At 73.1% G+C, this 22,413-nt stretch carries 18 protein-coding genes and 2 pseudogenes; 18 read left to right on the top strand and 2 right to left on the bottom strand.

Translation table 11 applies throughout. The features are described from left to right. The first annotated feature begins 48 nt into the window (after positions 1 to 48). From lepB to IE313_RS28640, 8 genes and pseudogenes are all read left to right on the top strand, one after another. On the top strand, positions 49 to 804 hold the full coding sequence (gene lepB, locus IE313_RS28675; protein WP_189937298.1) for a signal peptidase I: 756 nt from the start codon (positions 49 to 51) through the stop codon (positions 802 to 804). A 148-nt stretch (positions 805 to 952) separates the two neighbouring features. Further along, complete coding sequence (locus IE313_RS28670) at positions 953 to 1,465, top strand: NUDIX hydrolase (protein ID WP_268256802.1); 513 nt, start codon at positions 953 to 955, stop codon at positions 1,463 to 1,465. A gap of 55 nt (positions 1,466 to 1,520) precedes the next feature. Continuing rightward, positions 1,521 to 1,829: a DUF2469 domain-containing protein gene (locus IE313_RS28665; protein ID WP_185034425.1), complete on the top strand. Its 309-nt coding sequence runs from the start codon at positions 1,521 to 1,523 to the stop codon at positions 1,827 to 1,829. 1,023 nt (positions 1,830 to 2,852) lie between these two features. Next, the gene (locus IE313_RS28660; protein WP_268256801.1) at positions 2,853 to 3,266 is read left to right on the top strand and encodes a YraN family protein; all 414 of its coding nucleotides are present in this window, start codon (positions 2,853 to 2,855) and stop codon (positions 3,264 to 3,266) included. Then, positions 3,266 to 4,885 (top strand): YifB family Mg chelatase-like AAA ATPase, encoded by a 1,620-nt coding sequence (locus IE313_RS28655; RefSeq protein ID WP_189937295.1) that lies wholly within the window; start codon positions 3,266 to 3,268, stop codon positions 4,883 to 4,885. The genes IE313_RS28660 and IE313_RS28655 overlap by 1 nt, the downstream gene beginning before the upstream one ends. After that, complete coding sequence (gene dprA / locus IE313_RS28650) at positions 4,873 to 6,027, top strand: DNA-processing protein DprA (protein WP_189937294.1); 1,155 nt, start codon at positions 4,873 to 4,875, stop codon at positions 6,025 to 6,027. Before IE313_RS28655 ends, dprA begins: the two co-directional genes overlap by 13 nt. A 287-nt stretch (positions 6,028 to 6,314) precedes the next feature. Next, entirely contained in the window at positions 6,315 to 7,151 is an 837-nt protein-coding gene (gene whiG / locus IE313_RS28645) for an RNA polymerase sigma factor WhiG (RefSeq protein ID WP_189937293.1), read from the top strand. Between the two features lie 397 nt (positions 7,152 to 7,548). Then, positions 7,549 to 8,103 (top strand): annotated as a pseudogene (locus IE313_RS28640) (TetR/AcrR family transcriptional regulator); the annotation flags it as partial. Positions 8,104 to 8,279: 176 nt separating this feature from the next. Here IE313_RS28640 and IE313_RS36505 read toward each other — a convergent pair. Further along, a pseudogene (locus IE313_RS36505) lies at positions 8,280 to 9,185 on the bottom strand (peptidoglycan DD-metalloendopeptidase family protein); the annotation flags it as partial. Positions 9,186 to 9,498: 313 nt separating this feature from the next. On the opposite strand from IE313_RS36505, the gene rpsB reads away from it, so the two are divergent. The 10 genes from rpsB to IE313_RS28585 all read left to right on the top strand — a co-directional run bounded on the left by rpsB (position 9,499) and on the right by IE313_RS28585 (position 21,027). Continuing rightward, positions 9,499 to 10,410 carry a 30S ribosomal protein S2 gene (gene rpsB / locus IE313_RS28630; protein WP_189937291.1) on the top strand — a complete coding sequence of 304 codons (912 nt, stop codon included), beginning with the start codon at positions 9,499 to 9,501 and terminating at the stop codon, positions 10,408 to 10,410. Positions 10,411 to 10,538: 128 nt separating this feature from the next. After that, entirely contained in the window at positions 10,539 to 11,375 is an 837-nt protein-coding gene (gene tsf, locus IE313_RS28625; RefSeq protein ID WP_189937289.1) for a translation elongation factor Ts, read from the top strand. A gap of 187 nt (positions 11,376 to 11,562) precedes the next feature. Beyond that, a complete protein-coding gene (pyrH, locus tag IE313_RS28620) occupies positions 11,563 to 12,330 on the top strand; it encodes a UMP kinase (protein WP_189937287.1) in 768 nt (255 codons plus the stop codon). 179 nt (positions 12,331 to 12,509) lie between these two features. After that, a complete protein-coding gene (gene frr / locus IE313_RS28615) occupies positions 12,510 to 13,067 on the top strand; it encodes a ribosome recycling factor (RefSeq protein WP_189937285.1) in 558 nt (185 codons plus the stop codon). Next, the gene (locus IE313_RS28610; RefSeq protein ID WP_189937283.1) at positions 13,067 to 14,092 is read left to right on the top strand and encodes a phosphatidate cytidylyltransferase; all 1,026 of its coding nucleotides are present in this window, start codon (positions 13,067 to 13,069) and stop codon (positions 14,090 to 14,092) included. Before frr ends, IE313_RS28610 begins: the two co-directional genes overlap by 1 nt. A gap of 699 nt (positions 14,093 to 14,791) precedes the next feature. Further along, positions 14,792 to 15,928, top strand: a complete 1,137-nt coding sequence (gene rlmN / locus IE313_RS28605; protein WP_189937281.1) for a dual-specificity RNA methyltransferase RlmN — start codon at positions 14,792 to 14,794, stop codon at positions 15,926 to 15,928. 360 nt (positions 15,929 to 16,288) lie between these two features. Then, positions 16,289 to 17,323, top strand: coding sequence for a thiamine ABC transporter substrate-binding protein (locus tag IE313_RS28600; RefSeq protein ID WP_189937387.1), 1,035 nt, complete (start codon positions 16,289 to 16,291; stop codon positions 17,321 to 17,323). Positions 17,324 to 17,484: 161 nt separating this feature from the next. Further along, the gene (locus IE313_RS28595) at positions 17,485 to 19,092 is read left to right on the top strand and encodes an ABC transporter permease (RefSeq protein WP_189937280.1); all 1,608 of its coding nucleotides are present in this window, start codon (positions 17,485 to 17,487) and stop codon (positions 19,090 to 19,092) included. Continuing rightward, a complete protein-coding gene (locus tag IE313_RS28590; protein ID WP_189937278.1) occupies positions 19,093 to 20,121 on the top strand; it encodes an ABC transporter ATP-binding protein in 1,029 nt (342 codons plus the stop codon). Between the two features lie 63 nt (positions 20,122 to 20,184). Next, positions 20,185 to 21,027: a maleylpyruvate isomerase family mycothiol-dependent enzyme gene (locus IE313_RS28585; protein ID WP_189937275.1), complete on the top strand. Its 843-nt coding sequence runs from the start codon at positions 20,185 to 20,187 to the stop codon at positions 21,025 to 21,027. Between the two features lie 152 nt (positions 21,028 to 21,179). Here the strand turns inward: IE313_RS28585 and IE313_RS28580 are convergent, their stop codons facing one another. Further along, on the bottom strand, positions 21,180 to 22,337 hold the full coding sequence (locus IE313_RS28580; protein ID WP_189937273.1) for an LOG family protein: 1,158 nt from the start codon (positions 22,335 to 22,337) through the stop codon (positions 21,180 to 21,182). Positions 22,338 to 22,413 lie beyond the last annotated feature (76 nt).

The following is a 22,413-nucleotide window of genomic DNA, read 5'->3' as shown; positions in this document are numbered from 1 at the left end:
CGCCCGGCGCCCGCGGGATCGATTCTCCGAACTGGGTGGAGCACTGGGATGAGCGGTACGCGTCGTACGCACGAGGGCCACGGACGGCTCGGCAGCACGCTGTCGGGGCTTGCCGTGGCCCTTGGCTGTGTGCTCTTCCTGGGAGGCTTCATATGGGGCGCCATCGTCTACCAGCCCTATACCGTGCCCACCGGCTCCATGACCCCCACTATCGACGCGGGTGACCGGGTGCTCGCCCAGCGCATCGACGGCAGCCAGGTGCACCGCGGTGACGTGGTGGTCTTCACCGACTCAAGTTGGGGAGACCTCCCGCTGGTGAAGAGGGTCGTGGCGGTCGGCGGCGACAAGGTGGCCTGCTGCACCCACGGCAAGCTCACGGTCAACGGCAAGGAGATCGCCGAGCCGTACCTCGCCAAGGGCCAGCCCGCCTCCGTGAGCGGCATCCCGGCCACCACCGTCCCGCAGGGCAGGTTGTTCGTCCTCGGCGACGAGCGCCGCGGCTCGCTGGACTCCAGCGTGCACCTCCAGGACGCCGGCAACGGCTCCGTGCCGCGCAGTGCGGTGGACGCCAGGGTGGACGCCGTGGTCTGGCCGCTGCGCGGCACGCTGGACCGCCCCACCGGCTTCGCGGGCTTCCCCGGCGGCCTCTCCCGGCCCGGGCCCCTCACCACCGTGCTCAGCATGGTCGTGGTGGGTGCGGTACTGATCCTCGGCGGCGCCGCCTGGGGCCCCGTCGCCGGCCGCCTGGGCGGGCGGAACGGCACCGGCAGGCCGAACCGCGAGGAGCTGGCCGGTGTCCGCTGAGGAGGCGGCGCGCGGACCGGCTGGGACTGGCGCCGGCACGCCGGCCGGTGGTGCGGATACTCCGGCCGGTGGCGCCGATGCCCCGCTCGGCGGTGCCGGAGTTCCGGCCGGCGGTGCCGCCGGGGTTCCGGCCGGGCGTTCGGCGGGCCTGCCGGACGTGTCGGGCTTGCCGGGAGGTGGTCCGTTGCGGCGGGTGGCGAGGGTCGTCCTCCTCGATCCGCGGGACCGCATCCTGCTGCTGCACGGACACGAGCCGGGCGACCCGGCCGACGACTGGTGGTTCACGCCGGGCGGCGGCCTGGAAGGCGACGAGAGCCGTGAGCAGGCCGCCCTGCGCGAACTCGCGGAGGAGACCGGCATCACGGACGTCGATCTGGGCCCGGTGCTGTGGCGCAGGGTCTGTTCGTTCCCCTTCGCGGGACGCCGCTGGGACCAGGACGAGTGGTACTACCTCGCCCATACGACCCAGACCGTGACCCGTGCGACCGAACTCACACACCTTGAGCAGCGCAGCGTCCTGGGCGCGCGTTGGTGGACGTGCCGGGAACTGTCCGAAGCACGTGAGACGGTGTATCCGACCAGACTCGCCGGGCTGCTGCGCAGACTGCTCGACGAGGGTCCCCCGGCCAGTCCCCTGATCCTCGACACCGAAATCGTCTGAGGGTTCGTAAGAGCTGGCGCACAATGAGGGGACGCACGGCTGAAGGGGAACTGCCATGAGCGCCGAGGACCTCGAAAAGTACGAGACCGAGATGGAGCTGAAGCTCTACCGGGAGTACCGCGATGTCGTCGGTCTGTTCAAATACGTGATCGAGACCGAGCGACGCTTCTATCTCACCAACGACTACGAGATGCAGGTGCACTCGGTCCAGGGTGAGGTGTTCTTCGAGGTCTCCATGGCGGATGCCTGGGTATGGGACATGTACAGGCCGGCCCGCTTCGTCAAACAGGTGCGCGTTCTCACATTCAAGGACGTGAACGTCGAGGAGCTCAACAAGAGCGACCTCGAACTGCCGGGGGGCTGAGCGGGCTCTTGCGGCCGGTGCGGCGTGCGGTGGCCGCCTCGACGCCGCGCGTTGCAGTCGCTGCTGTGTGCTGTGTGCTGTGTGCTGTGTGGCGTGTGGCGTCTGCCGCCTGCCGGGTGCTCTGCGGTGTGGCTGGGGTGGCGGCCGGTAAGTGCGGGGTGCCGGGGCATTGTGCCTGGTGCCGTGCGTTGTATCCGACGCCGGAACGTTCCGCCGGGTGGAGTGGTCCCCGGCGCCCGGTGGCGCCGGCTTTCCGGGTGCTTGGACTCGCCCGGCGTCCTCGGGCGCCCGCGGCCGGGTTTCGGTAGGGGGTTCGGTGGGCCTGGTTCCCCCGGGCGGGTGACGGAGTTATCCACATGCCGGAGGTTGTCCACCAAGATCAACACGGTTCGGGTGCATGCGTGAGGGTGGGCGCCAGGAGGTGCCGACATGCACGCACAGACGAATCCCCAGGCGAAGGCGCGGACGTATTCCCAGGCGGAGCCGGGAGCGCCTGCCCGGGCGAGGCCGGAGGAGTGTCCCGGGGCGGAGCCGGGGAGCAGCCGGGAGGCGGCCCCGCAGGCGAACGCCGAGGTGATTCCGCAGGCGCACACGGAGCCGACATCGAAGGCGAGCGCCGGCACGGGAGCGCGGCGGGGCGCAGCGAGGGCGGGTCGGACGGAGCCGGCGCGGCAGCCGGGGGTCGCGTGGCGGCCGGGCGAGGCCGAAGCACCTGGCGCGGTCGGGGCATCTGGCGAGCCGGAGCCGGTGGGTACCGCGGGGATGCGCGCTGCTCCCGTGCGCGGCGCGGGGGCCGGCCGGGCTGAAGGCGTCCCGGTCCGTGCCGCCGAGGTCCGCGATACGGGCTTCTGCGACACCGGGGTCCACGGCGCGCCGACCGGTGGCGTCGGGACCCGTGGCGTCGGGGCCCCCGCCACCGGAGTTCGCGGCTCCCGCCCCCGTGCCGCCGGAGCGGGTGAGCTTCCGGCTCCCGGTGCCGAGGGATGCGAGGCGGGGTCCCGGGGTGTGGTGGGAGGCGGTCCGCTGCGCGGCTCACCGCGCGGCCCGGGCGCGGTCCCGGGCGGCTCCCGACCCAACAGCGCACGCGGCGCGATGGGCCGTTACGGGGAGTCGCTGGCCGCGCGGCGGCTCGCCGAGGCCGGCATGACGATCCTGGAGCGCAACTGGCGAGCCGGCCGCACCGGCGAGATCGACATCGTCGCCGAGGACGGCGACGCGCTGGTGGTCTGCGAGGTCAAGACCCGCCGTGCCGGTGCCTTCCAGCACCCGATGGCGGCGGTCACACCCGCCAAGGCGGAGCGCCTGCGCGCCCTGGCGGAGCGCTGGTTGCAGGAGCACGGCGGCCCACCCCCGGGCGGCCTGCGCATCGACGTCGTCGGCGTCCTGCTGCCGGACCGCGGCGCACCCGTGGTCGAGCATGTGCGAGGGGTGGCGTGATGGGCTTCGCACGCACCTGCTCGGTCGCCCTGGTCGGAGTCGAGGGCGTGGTCGTGGAGGTGCAGGCCGACCTGGAACCGGGAGTGTCCGCGTTCACCCTCGTGGGCCTGCCCGACAAGAGCCTCACAGAAAGCCGTGACCGGGTCCGTGCCGCGGTCGTCAATGCGGGCGCCGAGTGGCCCCAGAAGAAGCTCACCGTGGGTCTGAGCCCCGCATCGGTACCGAAGGGGGGCAGCGGCTTCGACCTGGCCGTGGCCTGCGCGGTGCTCGGCGCCGCCGAGCGGATCGACCCCCGGGTGCTCGCGGACATCGTCATGATCGGCGAGCTGGGCCTCGACGGCCGCGCCCGCCCGGTCCGCGGCGTGCTCCCCGCTGTCCTCGCCGCGGCGGACGCCGGATACGAGCAGGTGGTGGTCCCCGAGAGCAACGCGGCGGAGGCCGCGCTCGTCCCCGGCGTCTCCGTGCTCGGCGTCCGCAGCCTGCGCCAGCTCATCGCCGTCCTCACCGACGAGCCGGTGCCCGAGGAGGAGGAGACCATCGAGCCGGCCCGTCCCGACCCCTACCTGGCCGGTCTCGCCGTCCCCGGCGCCGGCCTCGGCACCGGGGTGGACCGCGGCGACCAGCCACCGGACCTCGCGGACGTCGCGGGCCAGCACCTGGCACGCGCCGCCCTCGAAGTCGCCGCGGCCGGACGCCACCATGTCTTCTTCAAGGGCCCTCCGGGCGCGGGCAAGACCATGCTCGCCGAGCGGCTGCCCGGCCTGCTGCCTCCGCTCACGCCCAAGGAGGCCCTTGAGGTCACCGCCGTCCACTCGGTCGCCGGCACCCTGCCGGCGGGCCAGCCCCTGGTGGACCGGCCGCCGTACTGCGCGCCCCACCATTCGGCCACCATGGCCTCCCTGGTCGGCGGGGGCACGGGACTGCCCAGGCCGGGAGCCGTCTCCCTCGCGCACCGCGGCGTGCTCTTCATGGACGAGGCCGCGGAGTTCTCGGGTACCGCGCTCGACGCACTGCGCCAGCCCCTGGAGTCCGGCCATGTGGTCGTCGCCCGGGCCGCCGGCATGCTGCGGCTGCCCGCCCGCTTCCTGATGGCCCTCGCCGCCAACCCCTGCCCCTGCGGTCGGTACGGCTCCTCGGACGGCGGCTGCGAGTGCCGCCCCTCCTCCGTCCGCCGCTACCGCGCCCGGCTCTCCGGCCCGCTCATGGACCGCGTGGACCTCAGAGTCACCGTTCAGCCCGTCACCCGCTCCGAGCTGCTGCGGATGCACGCCCGCGCCGAGCCCAGCGCGGTGGTGGCCGAGCGGGTCGGAGCAGCCCGGGAGCGGGCCGCCGCGCGCTACGCCGGCACACCGTGGACCACCAACAGCGAGGTCCCCGGCCACGAGCTGCGCACCCGGTGGCAGGTGGCACCGGGCGCGCTCGGCAAGGCCGAGGAGGACCTTGAACGGGGGCTGCTCACCGCACGCGGACTCGATCGCGTGCTGCGCGTCGCCTGGACGGTCGCCGACCTCGCCGGACGCGACCGCCCCACGGCCCGTGACGTCGACTGGGCCCTGGAACTGCGCACCGGCGTCCGCAGGGGCGCCCGCACGGAGGGCGTCGGGGCATGGCGGCCGTGAGCGACGCCGAACGCCTGGCGCGAGTCGCCCTCACGCGCGTCATGGAGCCCGGCGACGAGACGGCCGGACGCTGGCTGAGGGAACTCGGACCCCGCACCGTGGCCGAGCGGCTCGGCGCCGACAGGGATCCGCTGCCCGGCGTGAGCGCCACCCGATGGGCGGGCCTGCGCTCCAGGGCCGCCGGCGCACGCCCCGAGGACGACCTGTCCGCGGCCCGTGCCGTGGGTGCCCGTTTCGTCTGCCCCGGCGACCTGGAGTGGCCGGCCCAGCTCGACGACCTCGGCGACGCCCGCCCGATCGGCCTGTGGGTACGCGGCCGGCCGTCCCTGCGGATCTGGGCGCTGCGCTCGGTCGCGGTCGTCGGCGCCCGTGCCTGCACCGAGTACGGCGCGCACATGGCGGCGCTCCTCGGCGCGCAGCTCGCCGAGCGCGGCTGGGTCGTGGTGTCGGGCGGGGCCTACGGTGTGGACGGCGCCGCACACCGGGGTGTGCTCGGCGCTCGCGGTGCCACCGTCGCCGTGCTCGCGTGCGGAGTCGACCGCGCCTATCCGCGCGGCCACACCGAACTGATCACCCGTATCGCGGAACAGGGGCTCGTGATCGGCGAGTTGGCGCCGGGGGACCATCCGACTCCCAGCCGCTTCGTCCTGCGGAACAGGGTCATCGCGGCCCTCACCCGCGGCACCGTCGTGGTGGAGGCGGCCCTGCGCAGCGGTGCCCTCTCCACGGCACGCAGCGCACAGCGGCTCGGCCGCTTCACCATGGGTGTGCCGGGCCCTGCCACCAGCACGCTCTCGGCCGGCGTCCATGAACTGCTGCGCGGCGAGGCGGTCCTGGTCACCGATGCCGCGGAAGTGGCCGAGCTGGTCGGCGACATGGGCGAACTGGCCCCGCCGCGGTGCGGCCCCGTCCGGCCCCGGGACCTGCTCGCCCCCGCGGTCGCCCGTGTGCTGTCCGCACTCCCGGCCCGGGGCGCGGCGGCACCGCAGGACATCGCCCGTTCGGCCGCCACCACCCCGGATGACGCCATCGCCCGACTGTACGAACTCCGCTCACTGGGGTTCGTCGAACGACATGGCGATGGCTGGCAGTTGACACGCCAGAAGCACGCCGGGCCGAACACCGCCCGCGACGGGCCGTGATCCAACGAACGGCGTCGTTGGGTCCGACCCCGACAGCCTTGTCAGTTCCCGCAGTTGACGTCCCGGGGCCCATGGCTGACGGTCGCCGGCCGTCACCGAGAGGCGTCCAGCGGAACGTATCTGCGTCAAGGCAATCCCCTGGCCTTCGCGCACCGCGACGCTACAGTCACGCTACGCTCACAAAGGATTCCGGTACAGGACCCTCATCTCCGCACCGACCACCCGGAATCGGACCGGCAGCCAGCTCGGTCCCACCCAGCTCACGGCAGAACGGCACAAGGCGACGAATGCCCCAGCACACCTCCGGGTCCGACCGGGCGGCAGTTCCCCCCGCTGCCCGCGGCAGCGAGCGGCCGCCCGCGCCCTCGTCGCTTGACGAGCTGTGGCGGTCGTACAAGGAGACGGGTGACGAACGCCTGCGCGAACAGTTGATCCTGCACTACTCACCGCTGGTCAAATACGTCGCCGGCCGGGTGAGCGTCGGGCTGCCCCCCAACGTCGAGCAGGCCGACTTCGTCTCCTCGGGCGTCTTCGGCCTCATCGACGCCATCGAGAAGTTCGACATCGAGCGGTCCATCAAGTTCGAGACCTACGCGATCACCCGTATCCGCGGTGCCATGATCGACGAGCTTCGCGCACTCGACTGGATCCCGCGGTCCGTGCGCCAGAAGGCCCGCAACGTGGAGCGCGCCTACGCCACCCTGGAGGCCCAGTTGCGCCGCACCCCCTCCGAGAGCGAGGTCGCCTCGGAGATGGGTATCCCGCTGGAGGAGCTGCACGCCGTCTTCAGCCAGTTGTCACTGGCCAACGTGGTGGCACTGGAGGAACTGCTGCACGTCGGCGGCGAGGGCGGGGACCGTCTGAGCCTGATGGACACCCTGGAGGACACCGCAGCCGACAACCCCGTGGAGGTGGCCGAGGACCGGGAGCTGCGCAGGTTCCTGGCCCGGGCGATCAACACCCTGCCGGAGCGGGAGAAGACCGTCGTCACCCTCTACTACTACGAGGGCCTCACGCTCGCCGAGATCGGCAACGTCCTGGGCGTGACCGAGAGCCGTGTCAGCCAGATCCACACCAAGTCCGTCCTCCAGTTGCGGGCCAAGCTGGCCGGCTTCGGCCGCTGAGCCGGAACCGGACGGCGACGTCCCGGGCTGCCCGTGCGGGTGCGCGCCGGAGGCGGTCGCCGACGGATCGGCAGCGGGCCGGGTGCCCGGTGCCGGGCACCGCGGCGGGGGAAGCGGGGCGCGGGCACGAGGTGCGGGGCACGAGGCGCGGGTCCGGGGCGCGGATACCCAGGGCGTGGAGGCGGGCGGTGGTGGGAGCCGGGTCCGGCGTCCGCTCCGCCACTCCGCCGCGGCCCGTGTGCGAGGCCCGGGCGGCCCGTTGCGGGGTGGGATCGGACGACCGCCGTGGGGCGGGTGGGGCGGAGAGGCGCAGACCGCGAGCAGGGTGCACCGGGGCCGGGCGGGCTGCGCGGGCGTCCGTAGAGTGTGCGGCGTGCCAAGGATTCGAGCGGCCTCCGTGGCCGAGCACCGGTCGATGCAGCACAGCGCCCTGCTGGATGCCGCACGGTCCCTGTTGTCCGAAGGCGGCACCGAGGCCCTGACCTTCCCCGCCCTGGCCGAGCGCACCGGCCTCGCCCGGTCCTCCGTGTACGAGTACTTCCGCTCCCGCGCCGCCGTGGTGGAGGAACTCTGCGCCGTCGACTTCCCGGTCTGGGCGGCCGAGATCGAGGCCGCCATGAAGCAGGCGGACACTCCCGAGGGCAAGATCGAGGCCTACGTCCGGCGGCAGCTCGCCCTGGTCGGCGACCAGCGGCACCGGGCCGTGGTGGCGATCTCCGCCAGCGAGCTGGACGACGGGGCCCGGGAGAAGATCCGCGCCGCGCACGGGGATCTGATCGCCATGATCGTCGAGGCGCTGGACGCCATGGGCCATGGGCAGCCCCGGCTGGCCGCGATGCTGCTGCAGGGCATCGTCGACGCCGCCGTACGCCGTATCGAGCACGCCCGCGGCGAGGACCCGGGCGCGATCACCGAGGCCGCGGTGGGCATGGCGCTCGGCGGCGTGCGCGGCGAGCGGGGACGGGTCCCGGGACAGCCCGGGCCCTCCTGCGCCGGTTCCGGTACGCCGATCACCGGGAGCAGGCGGGAGGGACCCGGGTGCAGCAGCGAAGGGGACAGCAGCGAGAGCGGGTCCGCGTAGGAGTCCGCCCTGCGCAGGCCCCAGTGGAGGCAGACGGCCGGGCAGTGGAAGGGGCCGGCCTCCAGGGCGCCCACCACCTGGCCCGCCGCGACCCTGTCCCCTTTGCGGACCGTCGCCCGCACGGGCTCGTACGTCGTACGCAGGGCCGGGTCACCCGTGCCGTCCAGCGCCACCGAGAGCACGCCGTGCCCCGCGACCCGGCCGGCGAAGGCCACCCGGCCGGCCGCGACGGCACGGACGGCGGAGCCGGCCGGCGCGCCGAGGTCCACGCCACGGTGGCCCGGGCCGTAGGGCGTTGCCGGCGGCTCCCACCCCCGCACCACCACGGGACGCGTCCCCACCGGCCACACCCTGCCGACGCGCGGCACGCCGCCGAGGTGCGGCGCACTGTCGGCGCCGGATGCCGACGCCTCGGCCCGCGGCACGGCCCTGGCGCCCGGACCCGACGCCTCGATCGGCAGCAGGGGCCCGGTGCCGAGCGCCGACGTCTCGGCGGACCCCGCCCGCGACACCCTCCCCGTATCCCTCGCGTATCCGGCACCCGGCGGATGCGGGGCATCCGTCACGCCCCCGGTGCCCCTCACGCCCGCCGGTCCGCGCGGTCCCCGTGCGTCCGCCGCACCGGTGCCCGCCCCTGCCCGGTCCGCTGTGTCCGCCGCCCCGGTGCCCGCTCCTGACCGGCCCGGTACATCCGCCGCACCGGCGCCCGCGCGCACGGGCTCGGGCGTGCCCGTCGGCTGGGGCGTGCCCGTCGGCTCTGGCGCCCTCTGCGCCTCCGCGCTCCGCCCGGCGTCCGCCGCGACGACCGGCCCCGCGCCCGCCGCGGAACGCGCCCCCGCTCCGGAGCCCGCTCCTGTGCACACCCCCACGGGCGCTGCCCCCGCCACCCCGGCGCAGACCGCGGCCACCACGACCGCCACCACCCCGACCCGCACGGCCCCACGACCCCGCATCACCGATCTCGCCCCCGCTCACGTCCCCGCATCGGTCCCCCTCAAGGTCCCACCCCGGCCTCCCCGCCGGTGGATCTTGGCCAGGATCTGTGGACTACTCGCGGGTTGTGGACAACGGCGTCACCCGCCGCGTCACCGTTCCCGTACACTTCTGATGGCGATCCGGGCCACCGGATCGACTTCGCACGCCCCGACATCCGCCCTCCACCGGCGATGTCCGCGCTCCTCGGTCCCTCGTGGCACAGCGCGCCGGGGCGTCAGGCGCGACCGCCATCCGGCGGAAGCACAACCGAGAACCAAGGAGAACACGGCCATGGCCGTCGTCACGATGCGGGAGCTGCTGGAGAGCGGCGTCCACTTCGGTCACCAGACCCGCCGTTGGAACCCGAAGATGAAGCGTTTCATCTTCACCGAGCGCAACGGCATCTACATCATCGACCTGCTCCAGTCGCTGTCGTACATCGACCGCGCCTACGAGTTCGTCAAGGAGACCGTCGCCCACGGCGGCACGGTCATGTTCGTGGGTACGAAGAAGCAGGCGCAGGAGGCCATCTCCGAGCAGGCCACCCGCGTCGGCATGCCCTACGTCAACCAGCGCTGGCTGGGCGGCATGCTCACCAACTTCTCGACCGTCTACAAGCGCCTGCAGCGCCTCAAGGAGCTCGAGCAGATCGACTTCGAGGACGTGGCCGCCTCCGGCCTCACCAAGAAGGAGCTCCTGGTCCTCTCCCGTGAGAAGGCCAAGCTGGAGAAGACCCTCGGCGGTATCCGCGAGATGTCCAAGGTGCCCAGCGCCGTGTGGATCGTGGACACCAAGAAGGAGCACATCGCCGTCGGCGAGGCCCGCAAGCTGAACATCCCGGTCGTCGCGATCCTGGACACCAACTGCGACCCCGACGAGGTCGACTACAAGATCCCGGGCAACGACGACGCCATCCGCTCCGTCACGCTGCTCACCCGTGTGATCGCCGACGCCGTCGCCGAAGGCCTCATCGCCCGCTCCGGCGTGGCCACCGGTGACAGCAAGCCGGGCGAGAAGGCCGCGGGCGAGCCGCTGGCCGAGTGGGAGCGCGACCTGCTCGAGGGCGAGAAGAAGGCCGACGAGGCCGGTGCGAAGGCCGCGGACGCCGCGGACCAGCCCGCCACGGAGCAGCCCGCCGCCGCGGAGCAGCCCGCCGAGGCTGCCGAGACCGAGAAGCCGGCCGCGGACGCCGAGCAGGCCTGACGACCGTCCGGTCACCGGGGACGGGAGCGGTGGCACCGCCGGCCACCGCCCCGCCGCCGGCCCGCGGGTCCGTGCGGCCCGCACCGGGACCCCCGATCGCCCCGACTTCGAGAAAGACTCACAGACTCATGGCGAACTACACCGCCGCCGACGTCAAGAAGCTCCGCGAGCTCACCGGCGCCGGCATGATGGACTGCAAGAAGGCACTGGACGAGTCCGACGGCAACGTCGACAAGGCCGTCGAGCTGCTCCGCGTCAAGGGCCAGAAGGGTGTGGCCAAGCGAGAGGGCCGCTCCGCGGAGAACGGCGCCGTGGTCTCCCGGATCGCCGACGACCACACCTCCGGTGTCCTCCTGGAGCTGAAGTGCGAGACGGACTTCGTCGCCAAGGGCGAGAAGTTCCAGTCCGTCGCCAACGCGCTCGCCGAGCACGTCGCGGCCACCTCCCCGGGGGACCTCGACGCGCTGCTCGCCTCCGAGATCGAGCCCGGCAAGACCGTCCAGGCCTACGTCGACGAGGCCAACGCCAACCTCGGCGAGAAGATCGTCCTGGACCGCTTCGCCCTGTTCTCCGGCGGTTACGTGGCGGCGTACATGCACCGCACCATGCCTGACCTGCCGCCGCAGATCGGTGTCCTGGTGGAGCTCGACAAGGAGAACGCCGAGGTCGCCAAGGACGTCGCGCAGCACATCGCCGCCTTCTCGCCGAAGTACCTCTCCCGTGAGGACGTGCCGGCCGAGGTCGTGGAGAGCGAGCGGCGCGTCGCCGAGGAGACCTCCCGCAACGAGGGCAAGCCCGAGGCGGCGCTCCCCAAGATCGTCGAGGGACGCGTCAACGGCTTCTTCAAGGAGGTCACCCTCCTCGACCAGCCGTTCGCGAAGGACAACAAGAAGTCCGTCCAGAAGGTCCTGGACGAGGCCGGTGTCACCCTGAAGCGCTTCACGCGCATCAAGGTCGGCATCTGAGTCCGTCACGCGACACGCGGAAGACCCCGCTAGGGTCGACCCAGCAGTCGCCCGCGTACGGCGGACAAGCCAGGGCGTACGCGACGGACGAACGCAGATCCGACGAGGAGGCCATTGCCGCGCATGGGATGTCAAGATCACCCACCGGCAGTGGCCTTCTTCGTCTGCGCACCACGAGGAGATCACCATGACCACCAAGGCCGACCAGGGTGAGCACAGCGACGACGGCAAAGTGCCCGGCCGCTTCCTGCTGAAGCTGTCCGGTGAGGCGTTCGCCGGCGGCGGAGGGCTAGGCGTCGATCCCGACGTGGTGCACAAGATCGCCCGGGAGATCGCCGCCGTCGTACGCGACGGCTCGCAGATCGCCGTCGTCATCGGCGGCGGCAACTTCTTCCGCGGCGCCGAGCTGCAGCAGCGCGGCATGGACCGGGCGCGCTCGGACTACATGGGCATGCTCGGCACGGTCATGAACTGCCTGGCCCTCCAGGACTTCCTGGAGAAGGAGGGCATCGTCTCGCGGGTGCAGACGGCCATCTCCATGGGGCAGGTCGCCGAGCCGTACATCCCCCTGCGGGCGGTGCGGCACCTGGAGAAGGGCCGAGTGGTGATCTTCGGCGGCGGGACCGGCATGCCGTACTTCTCCACCGACACCACCGCCGCGCAGCGCGCCCTGGAGATCGACGCGGAAGCCCTGCTCATGGGCAAGAACGGCGTCGACGGCGTCTACGACTCCGACCCCAACGCCAACCCCGACGCGGTGAAGTTCGACGCCCTCGGCTACGGCGAGGTCATCACCCGCGACCTGAAGGTCGCCGATGCCACCGCCGTCACCCTGTGCCGCGACAACCAGCTCCCCATTCTGGTTTTCGAGCTTCTCAAGGAAGGGAATATCGCGCGGGCGGTCAGGGGTGAGAAGATCGGCACGCTCGTGAGCGATCAGGGCACGCGGGCCTGAGACGGCCCGCGCCCGGGTACCCGGCGCCGAACCCGGGCAGCCGGGTGCACGGCCGGGGAACGGCCCCGTGAGGGGATGGACAAACCCCTGCCGTCAGGACACCGTGCAGGGACAGACACGACGCAGCCGGCCGCAGCCCGTGCGAAGCCGGGCCAGCTCAAGACACGCAGGAGCAAGTGGTGATCGAAGAGACCCTCCTCGAAGCCGAGGAGAAGATGGAGAAGGCCGTCGTGGTCGCCAAGGAGGACTTCGCAGCGATCCGCACCGGCCGTGCGCACCCGGCAATGTTCAACAAGATCGTGGCCGACTACTACGGCGCGATGACGCCGATCAACCAGCTGGCCTCCTTCTCCGTGCCCGAGCCCCGGATGGCCGTGGTGACCCCGTTCGACAAGAGCGCCCTGCGCAACATCGAGCAGGCCATCCGCGACTCCGACCTGGGCGTCAACCCGACCAACGACGGCCACATCATCCGGGTGGTCTTCCCGGAGCTGACCGAGGAGCGCCGCAAGGAGTTCATCAAGGTCGCCAAGACCAAGGGCGAGGACGCCAAGATCTCGATCCGCTCGGTCCGCCGCAAGGCCAAGGAGGCCATCGACAAGCTGATCAAGGACGGCGAGGTCGGCGAGGACGAGGGGCGGCGTGCGGAGAAGGAGCTCGACGACACCACCGCGAAGTACGTCGCCCAGGTGGACGAGCTGCTCAAGCACAAGGAATCCGAGCTGCTCGAGGTCTGATGAACGACTCTTCCTGGGGGGCTCCGTCCGGGGCACCGTCCGGTCCCGGGTACGCCGGCCCACGGCTCCCGCCCGACCCCGGCAGCACCGAACGGGCGGCCCCGACGGGTCCTGCCTACGATGCTTTCCGCGATGTGCCGCCGCAGCCGATGCCGAAGCCGCAGGAGCCCATGCCCAGCGCCCCCGATCCCGCCCCGAGCCGCCAGAAGAAGAACGCCGGCCGTGACCTGGGTGCGGCCATAGGGGTCGGAGTCGGGCTCGGCGTGGTGATCCTCGCGGCGCTGTTCGTGGTGAAGGCCGTCTTCGTCGGGGTGATCGTCGTCGCGGTCGTGGTGGGGCTGTGGGAGCTCACCTCACGGCTGCGGGAGCGCAAGGGCATCCACGCGCCCCTGGTGCCGCTCGCCGTCGGCGGTACCGCGATGGTGGTGGCCGGCTACGTCCGTGACACCGAGGGCGCCTGGGTGGCGGTGGCCCTCACCGCCCTCGCGGTCCTCGCGTGGCGGATGACGCAGCCGCCCGAGGGCTATCTCAGGGACGTCACCGCGGGTGTCTTCGCCGCCTTCTACGTGCCGTTCCTCGCGACGTTCGTGGCCATGCTGCTGAGCGCGGACGACGGGCCCCGGCGGGTGCTGACGTTCCTCATCCTGACGGTCGTCAGCGACACCGGCGCCTACGCGGTCGGGTGGCGCTTCGGCACGCACAAGCTCGCCCCGCGGATCAGCCCGGGCAAGACCCGAGAGGGCCTGGTCGGCGCGGTGGCCTTCGCGATGGTCGCGGGCGCCCTGTGCATGCAGTTCCTGATCGACGGCGGCATCTGGTGGCAGGGCCTGCTGCTGGGTCTCGCGGTCGCCGTGAGCGCCACCGTGGGCGACCTCGGCGAGTCGATGATCAAGCGCGACCTCGGCATCAAGGACATGGGTACCCTGCTGCCCGGCCACGGCGGCATCATGGACCGCCTGGACTCCCTGCTGCCCACCGCGCCGGTGGTCTGGCTGCTGATGGCGGTCTTCGTGGGAGCCGCCTGACCCGGACCCCGGCGAAAGGCCCGTTGCCCGCGAGGCGGCGGGCCCTTCCCGCGCGTACTCCGTGTTGCCCACCGGGCGCTGAACACCCGGGTGCGGCGGGGATGCACGGACCATGTCCACCATGCCCCACCCGGACCGGCCCCGCGACCGCCTCCGCATGTGGCACGGGGAGCGCTCCTCCCGGGCGCTCGGAGGTCCGCGCCGACCCCCAGAAGCTGAGTGCGGCCCTCGCCGCGAAGACGGAGCAGCCGATGGAGGACCGGGCCGCAGCGGGGGAGGGCACGGGACTCCTCCGCGCGCGAGAAGCGGCTCTTCGCCGCCGTCCGCGGGGAACCGGACAACGCGGAAGCGGTGATCAGCCCCGACCGGCACCACCGTGGTGGCGCGGGCTCCCACCTGACCGGCGCCCGGCTGCACTTAAACGCCGCCCGCGAGCGCAGACCATCGCCTGGGCGGCGGTCTTCGGCTACCCGCACGAGCTGTCCACCGACTACGCCGACCGGCGCGGGCAGCAGGTGCTTCAGGCGGTGCACCGGTAGAGGGGCCCGCTGCCCGGCGGGCACCCCGGCCGCGCCCGTCCCACCGGGGCGCCCGCCCTCCGACGCCCCCGAACAGCCGGGCTGACCCGCGCCCGCACCGGCGGCCCCCGGTCCGGCGCATCCCGGACACCCGGCCGGATCTGCGACACTGGACGGCACCATGCCTGCACCCGGAGAACTCACCTTTACCGCCCCCCGCGGGGCCAAGAAGCCCCCGCGGCACCTCGCCGACCTCACGCCCGCCCAGCGCAAGGAGGCGGTCGCAGCGATCGGGGAGAAGCCGTTCCGCGCCAAGCAGTTGTCGCAGCACTACTTCGCCCGCCTCGCGCACGACCCCGCCCAGTGGACCGACATCCCCGCGGCCTCGCGCAGCCGGCTCCAGGAGGTGCTGCTGCCCGACCTGATGAGTGTGGTGCGGCACGTCAGTTGCGACGACGGCACCACTCGCAAGACGCTGTGGCGGCTGTTCGACGGCGCGCTCGTCGAGTCCGTGCTGATGCGCTACCCGGACCGGGTCACCATGTGCATCAGCTCACAGGCGGGCTGCGGAATGAACTGCCCGTTCTGCGCGACCGGCCAGGCCGGTCTGGAGCGCAACCTGTCCACCGCCGAGATCGTCCACCAGATCGTCGACGGCATACGGGCCCTGCGTGACGGCGAGATCGGCACCGGCCAGGATGCCGGGAAGGGCGGCCCAGGCACCCCCGGGCGGCTGTCCAACATCGTCTTCATGGGCATGGGCGAACCCCTCGCGAACTACTCGCGCGTGGTGGGTGCCATCCGCCGCCTCACCGACCCCGAACCGGACGGCCTCGGCCTGTCCCAGCGCGGCATCACCGTCTCCACCGTCGGCCTAGTGCCCGCCATGCACCGCTTGGCCGACGAGGGCCTCACCTGCCGCCTCGCCGTGTCGCTGCACGCACCCGACGACGAACTCCGCGACACCCTCGTGCCCGTCAACACCCGCTGGAGGGTCCGCGAGGTCCTCGACGCCGCCTGGGAGTACTCCGCGAGGTCCGGCCGCCGGGTCTCCATCGAGTACGCCCTCATCCGGGACATCAACGACCAGGCATGGCGGGGCGACCGCCTCGGCCGGCTCCTCAAGGGCAAGCGGGCCCATGTCAACCTCATCCCGCTCAACCCCACGCCCGGCTCGAAGTGGACCGCCTCACGCCCCGAGGACGAGAGGGCCTTCGTCGCCGCCATCGCGGCCCACGGCGTGCCCGTCACCGTTCGTGACACCCGTGGCCAGGAGATCGACGGGGCCTGTGGACAACTCGCGGGCGCCGAACGCTGAACTTGTACGCTGGCCCCGTACACACATCCGCACAGCACACATCTGCACATTCCGACAGGGGAGCGCCACAGCGCTGAGAGTGCGGCACGCGCACGGACACCTCCGGTGCCCGGCGCGCACTGCCGCAGACCCTCTGAACCTCGCCGTCGGGGGCCAGGGTGCGTTCCCCAGCGAACCCGTGCCCCGGGTAGGAAGTTCGGTCACCACTCCAGCCGTTGCGTCCCGCCACCGCCCCCGAGCCGGGGGGCGCCGGCCGCGGCCGGCGCGGGCGGGGCCGCGTCTTCTCCTGGTCAGGCCAGGAGGAATGCTTTGAGCACCATCAAGAAGGCCGCGACCGTGGCCCTGGCCACCGGGCTCGGCATGGCCGCCCTCGGCGCCTGCTCCGACTCCGGTGACGCCTCGTCGAACCCCGGACCCACGACCGTGACCCTCGTCGCCCACGACTCCTTCGCCGTCTCCAAGGGCGTGCTGAAGGACTTCGAGAAGAAGTCCGGCTACCGGGTCAAGGTGCTCAAGGACGGCGACGCCGGCGAGGCCGTCAACAAGGCCATCCTCACCAGGGACAACCCCCAGGGCGACGCGTTCTTCGGCGTCGACAACACCCTCCTGAGCCGCGCGCTGGACAACCACCTCTTCCAGCCGTACCGGGCCGGCGGACTCGACCTCGTCCGCCCCGAGTTCTGGGCGGGCGACGACCGGCACTGGGTCACCCCCATCGACACCGGGAACATCTGCGTCAACTACGACAAGAGGTACTTCACCGCCCACCACCTCAAGCCCCCGAACACCTTCGCCGACCTCGCCGAGCCCGCCTACCGCAACCTCCTCGTCACGGAGAACGTCTCCACCTCCTCGCCCGGCCTCGGCTTCCTGCTCGGCAGCGCCGCACAGTACGGCGACAAGGGCTGGCCGGCCTACTGGAAGAAGCTCAGGGCCAACGGCGTCAAGGTCGTCGACACCTGGGAACAGGCGTACAACGAGGAGTTCTCCGGTTCCGCCGGCGGCAGGAAGGCGGGCGGTGACCGTCCCCTCGTCGTCTCCTACGCCTCGTCACCGCCCGCCGAGGCCATCTACGCCTCGCCCCAGCCCAGGACCGCCCCGACCGGTGTCGCCACCGGCACCTGCTTCCGGCAGATCGAGTACGCCGGCCTGCTCAGCCACGCCAAGAACCCCAAGGGCGCGAAGGCCCTCCTGGACTTCCTGATATCGAAGGAGTTCCAGGACGACATGCCCCTGAACATGTTCGTCGACCCGGTACGTGAGACCGCCCAGGCGCCGGCGCTGTACCGCAAGTACGCGGTGCAGGTCGACACCCCGCAGACCATGGCGCCCGAGAAGATCGCCGCGCACCGCGACCAGTGGGTCAGGACATGGACGTCGCTCCTCCTGAAGTGACCGGCGGGAGCGCCGGCCGGCCTGACGCGGGCGCACCCGGCCGCCGGCCCGGTGGGCGCGAGCACCGTCCCCGCGGGTCCGGTGGGCGCGCGCACCGCTTCCGCCGGTCCGGTGCGCGAGGGCGGCGCTCCCACCGGTCCACCGCCGCCGGCCTCGGGCTGATGGCGGTGCCCGCCGCGTTCTTCGCGGTGTTCTTCGCCTACCCGGTCGCCGGGATCGTCGCACGAGGTCTACGGGCCGGCGGCAGTTGGCACGTCGGGTGGATCGGCGCCGTGCTCACCGAGTCCGGCATCGGGCACGTGCTCTGGTTCACCGTCTGGCAGGCCCTCGCCTCCACGGCCCTCACACTGCTGCTCGCCCTGCCCGCCGCCTACGTCTTCGCGCGGCTCGACTTCCCCGGCAAGCGGCTGCTGCGCGCGCTGGTCACCGTCCCGTTCGTGCTGCCCACGGTCGTGGCGGGCAGCGCCTTCCTCGCGCTGCTCGGCCGCGGCGGGCTCCTCGACCAGTTGTGGGGCGTCCGTCTCGACACCACCGTGTGGGCCATCCTGCTCGCCCACGTCTTCTTCAACTACGCCGTGGTGGTGCGCACCGTCGGCGGCCTGTGGGCGCAGCTCGACCCCCGTCAGGAGGAGGCAGCGCGGGTGCTCGGCGCCTCGCGGCGGAGGGCCTGGCGCACCGTCACCCTGCCCGCGCTGGGGCCCGCCGTGGCGGCCGCCGCCCTCATCGTGTTCCTGTTCACCTTCACGTCCTTCGGCATCGTGCAGATCCTCGGCGGCCCCGCCCATTCCACCATCGAGGTCGAGATCTACCGGCAGACCGCGGAGGTCTTCGACCTGCCGACCGCCGCCGTGCTCACCCTGCTCCAACTCGTCGCGGTCGGCGCCATCCTGGCCGTGCACGCGCGCACGGTCCGCCGCCGCGAGAGGGCCCTGCACCTCGTCGACGCCGCGGGAACCGCGCGCCGCCCCCGGGGAGCGGCGCAGTGGACCCTGCTCGGCGGCGTCCTCGCCACCGCCGGGATCCTGCTCCTGCTGCCGCTCGGCGTACTGGTGCAGCGCTCCCTGCGCACCACGGACGGCTACGGCCTCGGCTACTACCGCGCGCTGGCCTCGGCCGACGGCGGTGCCTTCCTGGTGCCGCCGATCGACGCCGTCGCCAACTCGCTTCAGTACGCCCTCGCCGCCACCGCCATCGCCCTGCTGGTCGGCGGGCTGGCCGCCGCGGCCCTCAGCCGGCGCGCCGGCGCGCTGCTGCGCGGGTTCGACGCGCTGCTCATGCTGCCGCTCGGGGTCTCCGCCGTCACCGTCGGCTTCGGCTTCCTCGTCACGCTCGACCGGCCGCCCCTCGACCTCAGGTCCTCCTGGATCCTGGTGCCGCTCGCCCAGGCCCTGGTGGGCGCCCCCTTCGTGGTGCGCACCATGCTGCCGGTGCTGCGTGCCGTGGACGACCGGCTGCGGGAAGCCGCGGCCGTGCTCGGCGCGTCACCGCTGCGGGCCTGGCGCGAGGTCGACCTGCCGATGGTGCGCCGGGCCCTGCTGACGGCCGCCGGTTTCGCGTTCGCCGTCTCCCTCGGCGAGTTCGGGGCCACCGTCTTCATCGCCCGCCCTGACCGTCCGACGCTGCCCGTGGCCGTGGCACGCCTGCTGGGCAGGGCGGGCGACCTCAACTACGGACAGGCCATGGCGCTCTCCGTGGTGCTGATGGTGGTATGTGCCCTCGCGCTGCTGCTGCTCGAACGCGCCGGGACCGAGAACACGGGGGAGTTCTAGATGCTCACACTCGACGGCGCCACCGTGCGCTTCGGCCGGGACCGGGCCCACACAGCCCTGGACGGAGTGGACCTCACGGTCGCCGAGCACGAGGTCGTGTGCGTGCTCGGGCCCAGCGGCAGTGGCAAGTCGACCCTGCTGCGTGCCGTCGCCGGACTCCAGCCGCTGGACGCGGGACGGGTACTGCTCGAAGGCCGCGACCAGGGGGCGGTGCCTGCGCACCGGCGCGGTGTCGGCCTGATGTTCCAGGACCACCAGCTCTTCCCGCAGCACGACGTCGGCGGCAACGTGGCCTTCGGGCTGCGGATGCACGGCGTCCCGCGCCGGGAGCGCCCCGCGCGCGTCGCCCGGCTGCTGGAGCTCGTCGGCCTGGCCGGCGCGGAACGGCGCGCCGTGGCCACGCTCTCCGGCGGAGAGCAGCAGCGGGTCGCGCTGGCCCGGGCGCTGGCCCCGCGGCCCCGGCTGCTGATGCTCGACGAGCCCCTCGGCCAGCTCGACCGCACCCTGCGCGAACGCCTCGTGGTGGAGCTGCGCGAGCTCTTCGCCGAACTCGGCACCACCGTGCTCGCCGTCACCCACGACCAGGGCGAGGCCTTCGCGCTCGCCGACCGGGTCGTGGTGATGCGCCAGGGCCGCGTCGCCCAGTCCGGCACCCCCCTGGAGGTGTGGCGGCGGCCCGCCGACGCCTTCGTCGCCCGCTTCCTCGGCTTCGACAACGTCATCGACGCGACCGTCACCGGTGAGGTCGCCGACACCGCCTGGGGCAAGCTGCCCGTTCCGGCCGGCACCCCGTCCGGCGGGTGCCGGCTGCTGGTGCGCCCCGCGGGCGTCCGGCTCGTACCGGCCGCCGCGGGCCTTGCGTGTACGGTCACGGCCCGCACCTTCCGCGGCAGCCACGTCGCCCTCCGCCTCGCCCCGTGTGACGACGGCCCCCGCCTGGACGCGGCCTGCGCGCTGCGGGACGCGCCGGAGACCGGGGCGGAGGTGGGCGTGGTCTTCGACGGCGAGGACGTCGTCGTCCTGCCCTGAAGGGCCCGTGCCGCCGTGCACCGGCTCGTCGTGCCGTCCTGAACGTCCGCGTAAGGTGCGTGCATGACATTTCCGGACGGTGGACTGCGCGCCGGGCGCCTGCGGCACGGGCTCGGGCACGAGCGCTACTGCGCCGAGGTGGTCGAACAGACCCGGCTGCTGCGGGCCGTGCTGACCAGCGGCGTCGACCTGTCCACACCGGTGCCGACCTGCCCGGCGTGGACCATCGGGGAACTGGCGCGGCACACCGGCGCCGCCGTCCGCCGGGTCGAGGTCCTGGTCCGCACCCAGGCCGCCGGGGACATCGAGGCGGGGGACGTGCCCGGTGCGCACGGCCCGGACGAGGAGGGGCCGGAGGCGTTCGACGACTGGCTCGCCGAGTCCGCGGAGATGACCGCGGAGACCCTGCGCGCCGCCGGCGCCGACGCGGACGTGTGGAGCTGGTCCCCGGACCGCACGGCAGGGTTCTGGGCCCGCCGGACGACCCACGAACTGGCCCTGCACCGGGCCGACGCCACCCTCGCCGCGGGGCTCCCGTACGCCCTGGCGCCCGAGGTGGCCGCGGACGCACTCGACGAGTGGCTGGACATCGTGCGCTTCGTCCAGATGACCGCCGTGCCCGGAGACGGCAGGAGCGTGGTCCCGGCGGGCGGCGCGGGCAGTTCCCTGCACCTGCACGCCACCGACGCGCCGCCCGGCCTGGCCGCCGAATGGCTGATCGACCTCCACGAGGACGGCTTCGCCTGGCGCCGCGGCCACGGCACGGCCACCGTCACACTGCGGGGCCCGCTCACCGAGGTGCTGCTCGCGTTCTACCGAAGACGGTCCCCCGACACGGGCCCGGTCACCGTGCTCGGCGAGCGGGACCTGCTGGACTTCTGGCTGGCGCGGGCATCGTTCGAGTGAGCCGCCGCGGCTCGCCGGGCCTCAACCCCCGCCCGCCCTCGTCCTGCCGTTGCGGGCAGGCGGGTCGTCGCCGTACCGGCTGCCGCCTGCCGGGCGTCAGCGGGCGGGTGGCGCCGCGCGACCGGGCCGTACCGGCCGGCTCCGCAGCCGCCTCAGGCCATCCGCGCCAGTGCCAGGGGTGCTTCGTCCACCGAGTCGACCAGCGCGATCCGGTGCTCCATCGACCGCTCCCGCGCCAGGGCCCGCAGCAGGGGCCAGGCGGGCAGCCGCTCGGTCCAGTGCGAGCGGTCGACCAGCACCATCGGGGTGGGCTCGCCGCGGGACTCGTAGTAGTTCGGCGTGGCGTTGTCGAAGATCTCCTGGACGGTGCCCGCCGCGCCCGGCAGGAAGACCACGCCCGCGTTCGAGCGGGCCAGCAGGCCGTCCTCGCGGACGGCGTTGGCGAAGTACTTGGCGATGTGCGCCGCGAAGGCGTTCGGCGGCTCGTGCCCGTAGAACCAGGTGGGAATGCCGATCGAGGCGCCGCCTGACGGCCAGCGGGACCGTATCTCGAAGGCGGCCGCGGCCCAGTCGCCCACCGAAGGGGTGAAGGAGGGCGTCTTGCCGAGCAGCTCCAGTGCCTCCGCCAGCATCGTGTCGTCGAAGGGCGCCGCGTACGCGCCGAGGTTCGCCGCCTCCATCGCACCCGGTCCACCGCCCGTGGCCACCGTGAACCCGGCCCTGGTGAGGGTCCTGCCCAGACGCGCCGCACCGGCGTACTCGTCCGTCCCGCGCGCCATGGCGTGCCCGCCCATCACACCCACCACCCGGGCGCCCACGACGAGTTCGTCCAGCGCGTCCGAGACGGAGTCGTCGTGCACGGCGCGCAGCATCGACGAGAAGATGTCCCCGTCGGAGCTGGTGCGCCCGAACCAGGCGTACGCCCGCGCGTCCGGCGTCGCCTCGTACCCGTCCGAGAGGCCCTCGAACAGCTCGTCGGGCGTGTAGAGCAGGCCGCGGTACGGGTCGAAGGGCAGACCGGGTACGGGCGGGAACACGAGCGCGCCGGCGCCGCGCACCTGTGCCGCCGCGCGCGGGTCCATCGGGCAGCCGAGGAAGACGGCGCCCGAGACGTCCGCGGACAGCAGCACGTCCGTGCGCTCCGTCAGGTCGACGGCCTGCACGCGGTAGCCGGTCAGGGCGGTGCGCTCGGCCACCACGGAGTCGAACTCGGTGAGCGTCTCGATCTCGCGGTCGGTCTCGTATGCGGTGCCCGGGCGGGGCGCGGCGGACGGCGCGGCGGCGGGGCTGGTCTCGGGAGTCGGCTGCACCCGCCCATGCTAGGCAGCGGCCCGGCGCGGGGTTGGCGGAACCCCCACACGGCGGCTCCCCCCTCCGGCGGCCGGC

The organism is Streptomyces sulfonofaciens (assembly GCF_014656295.1).
Lineage (GTDB): Bacteria > Actinomycetota > Actinomycetes > Streptomycetales > Streptomycetaceae > Streptomyces > Streptomyces sulfonofaciens.
The sequence above is the reverse complement of the archived record's forward strand: the minus strand, read 5'-3'. Positions and strand labels throughout refer to the sequence as shown.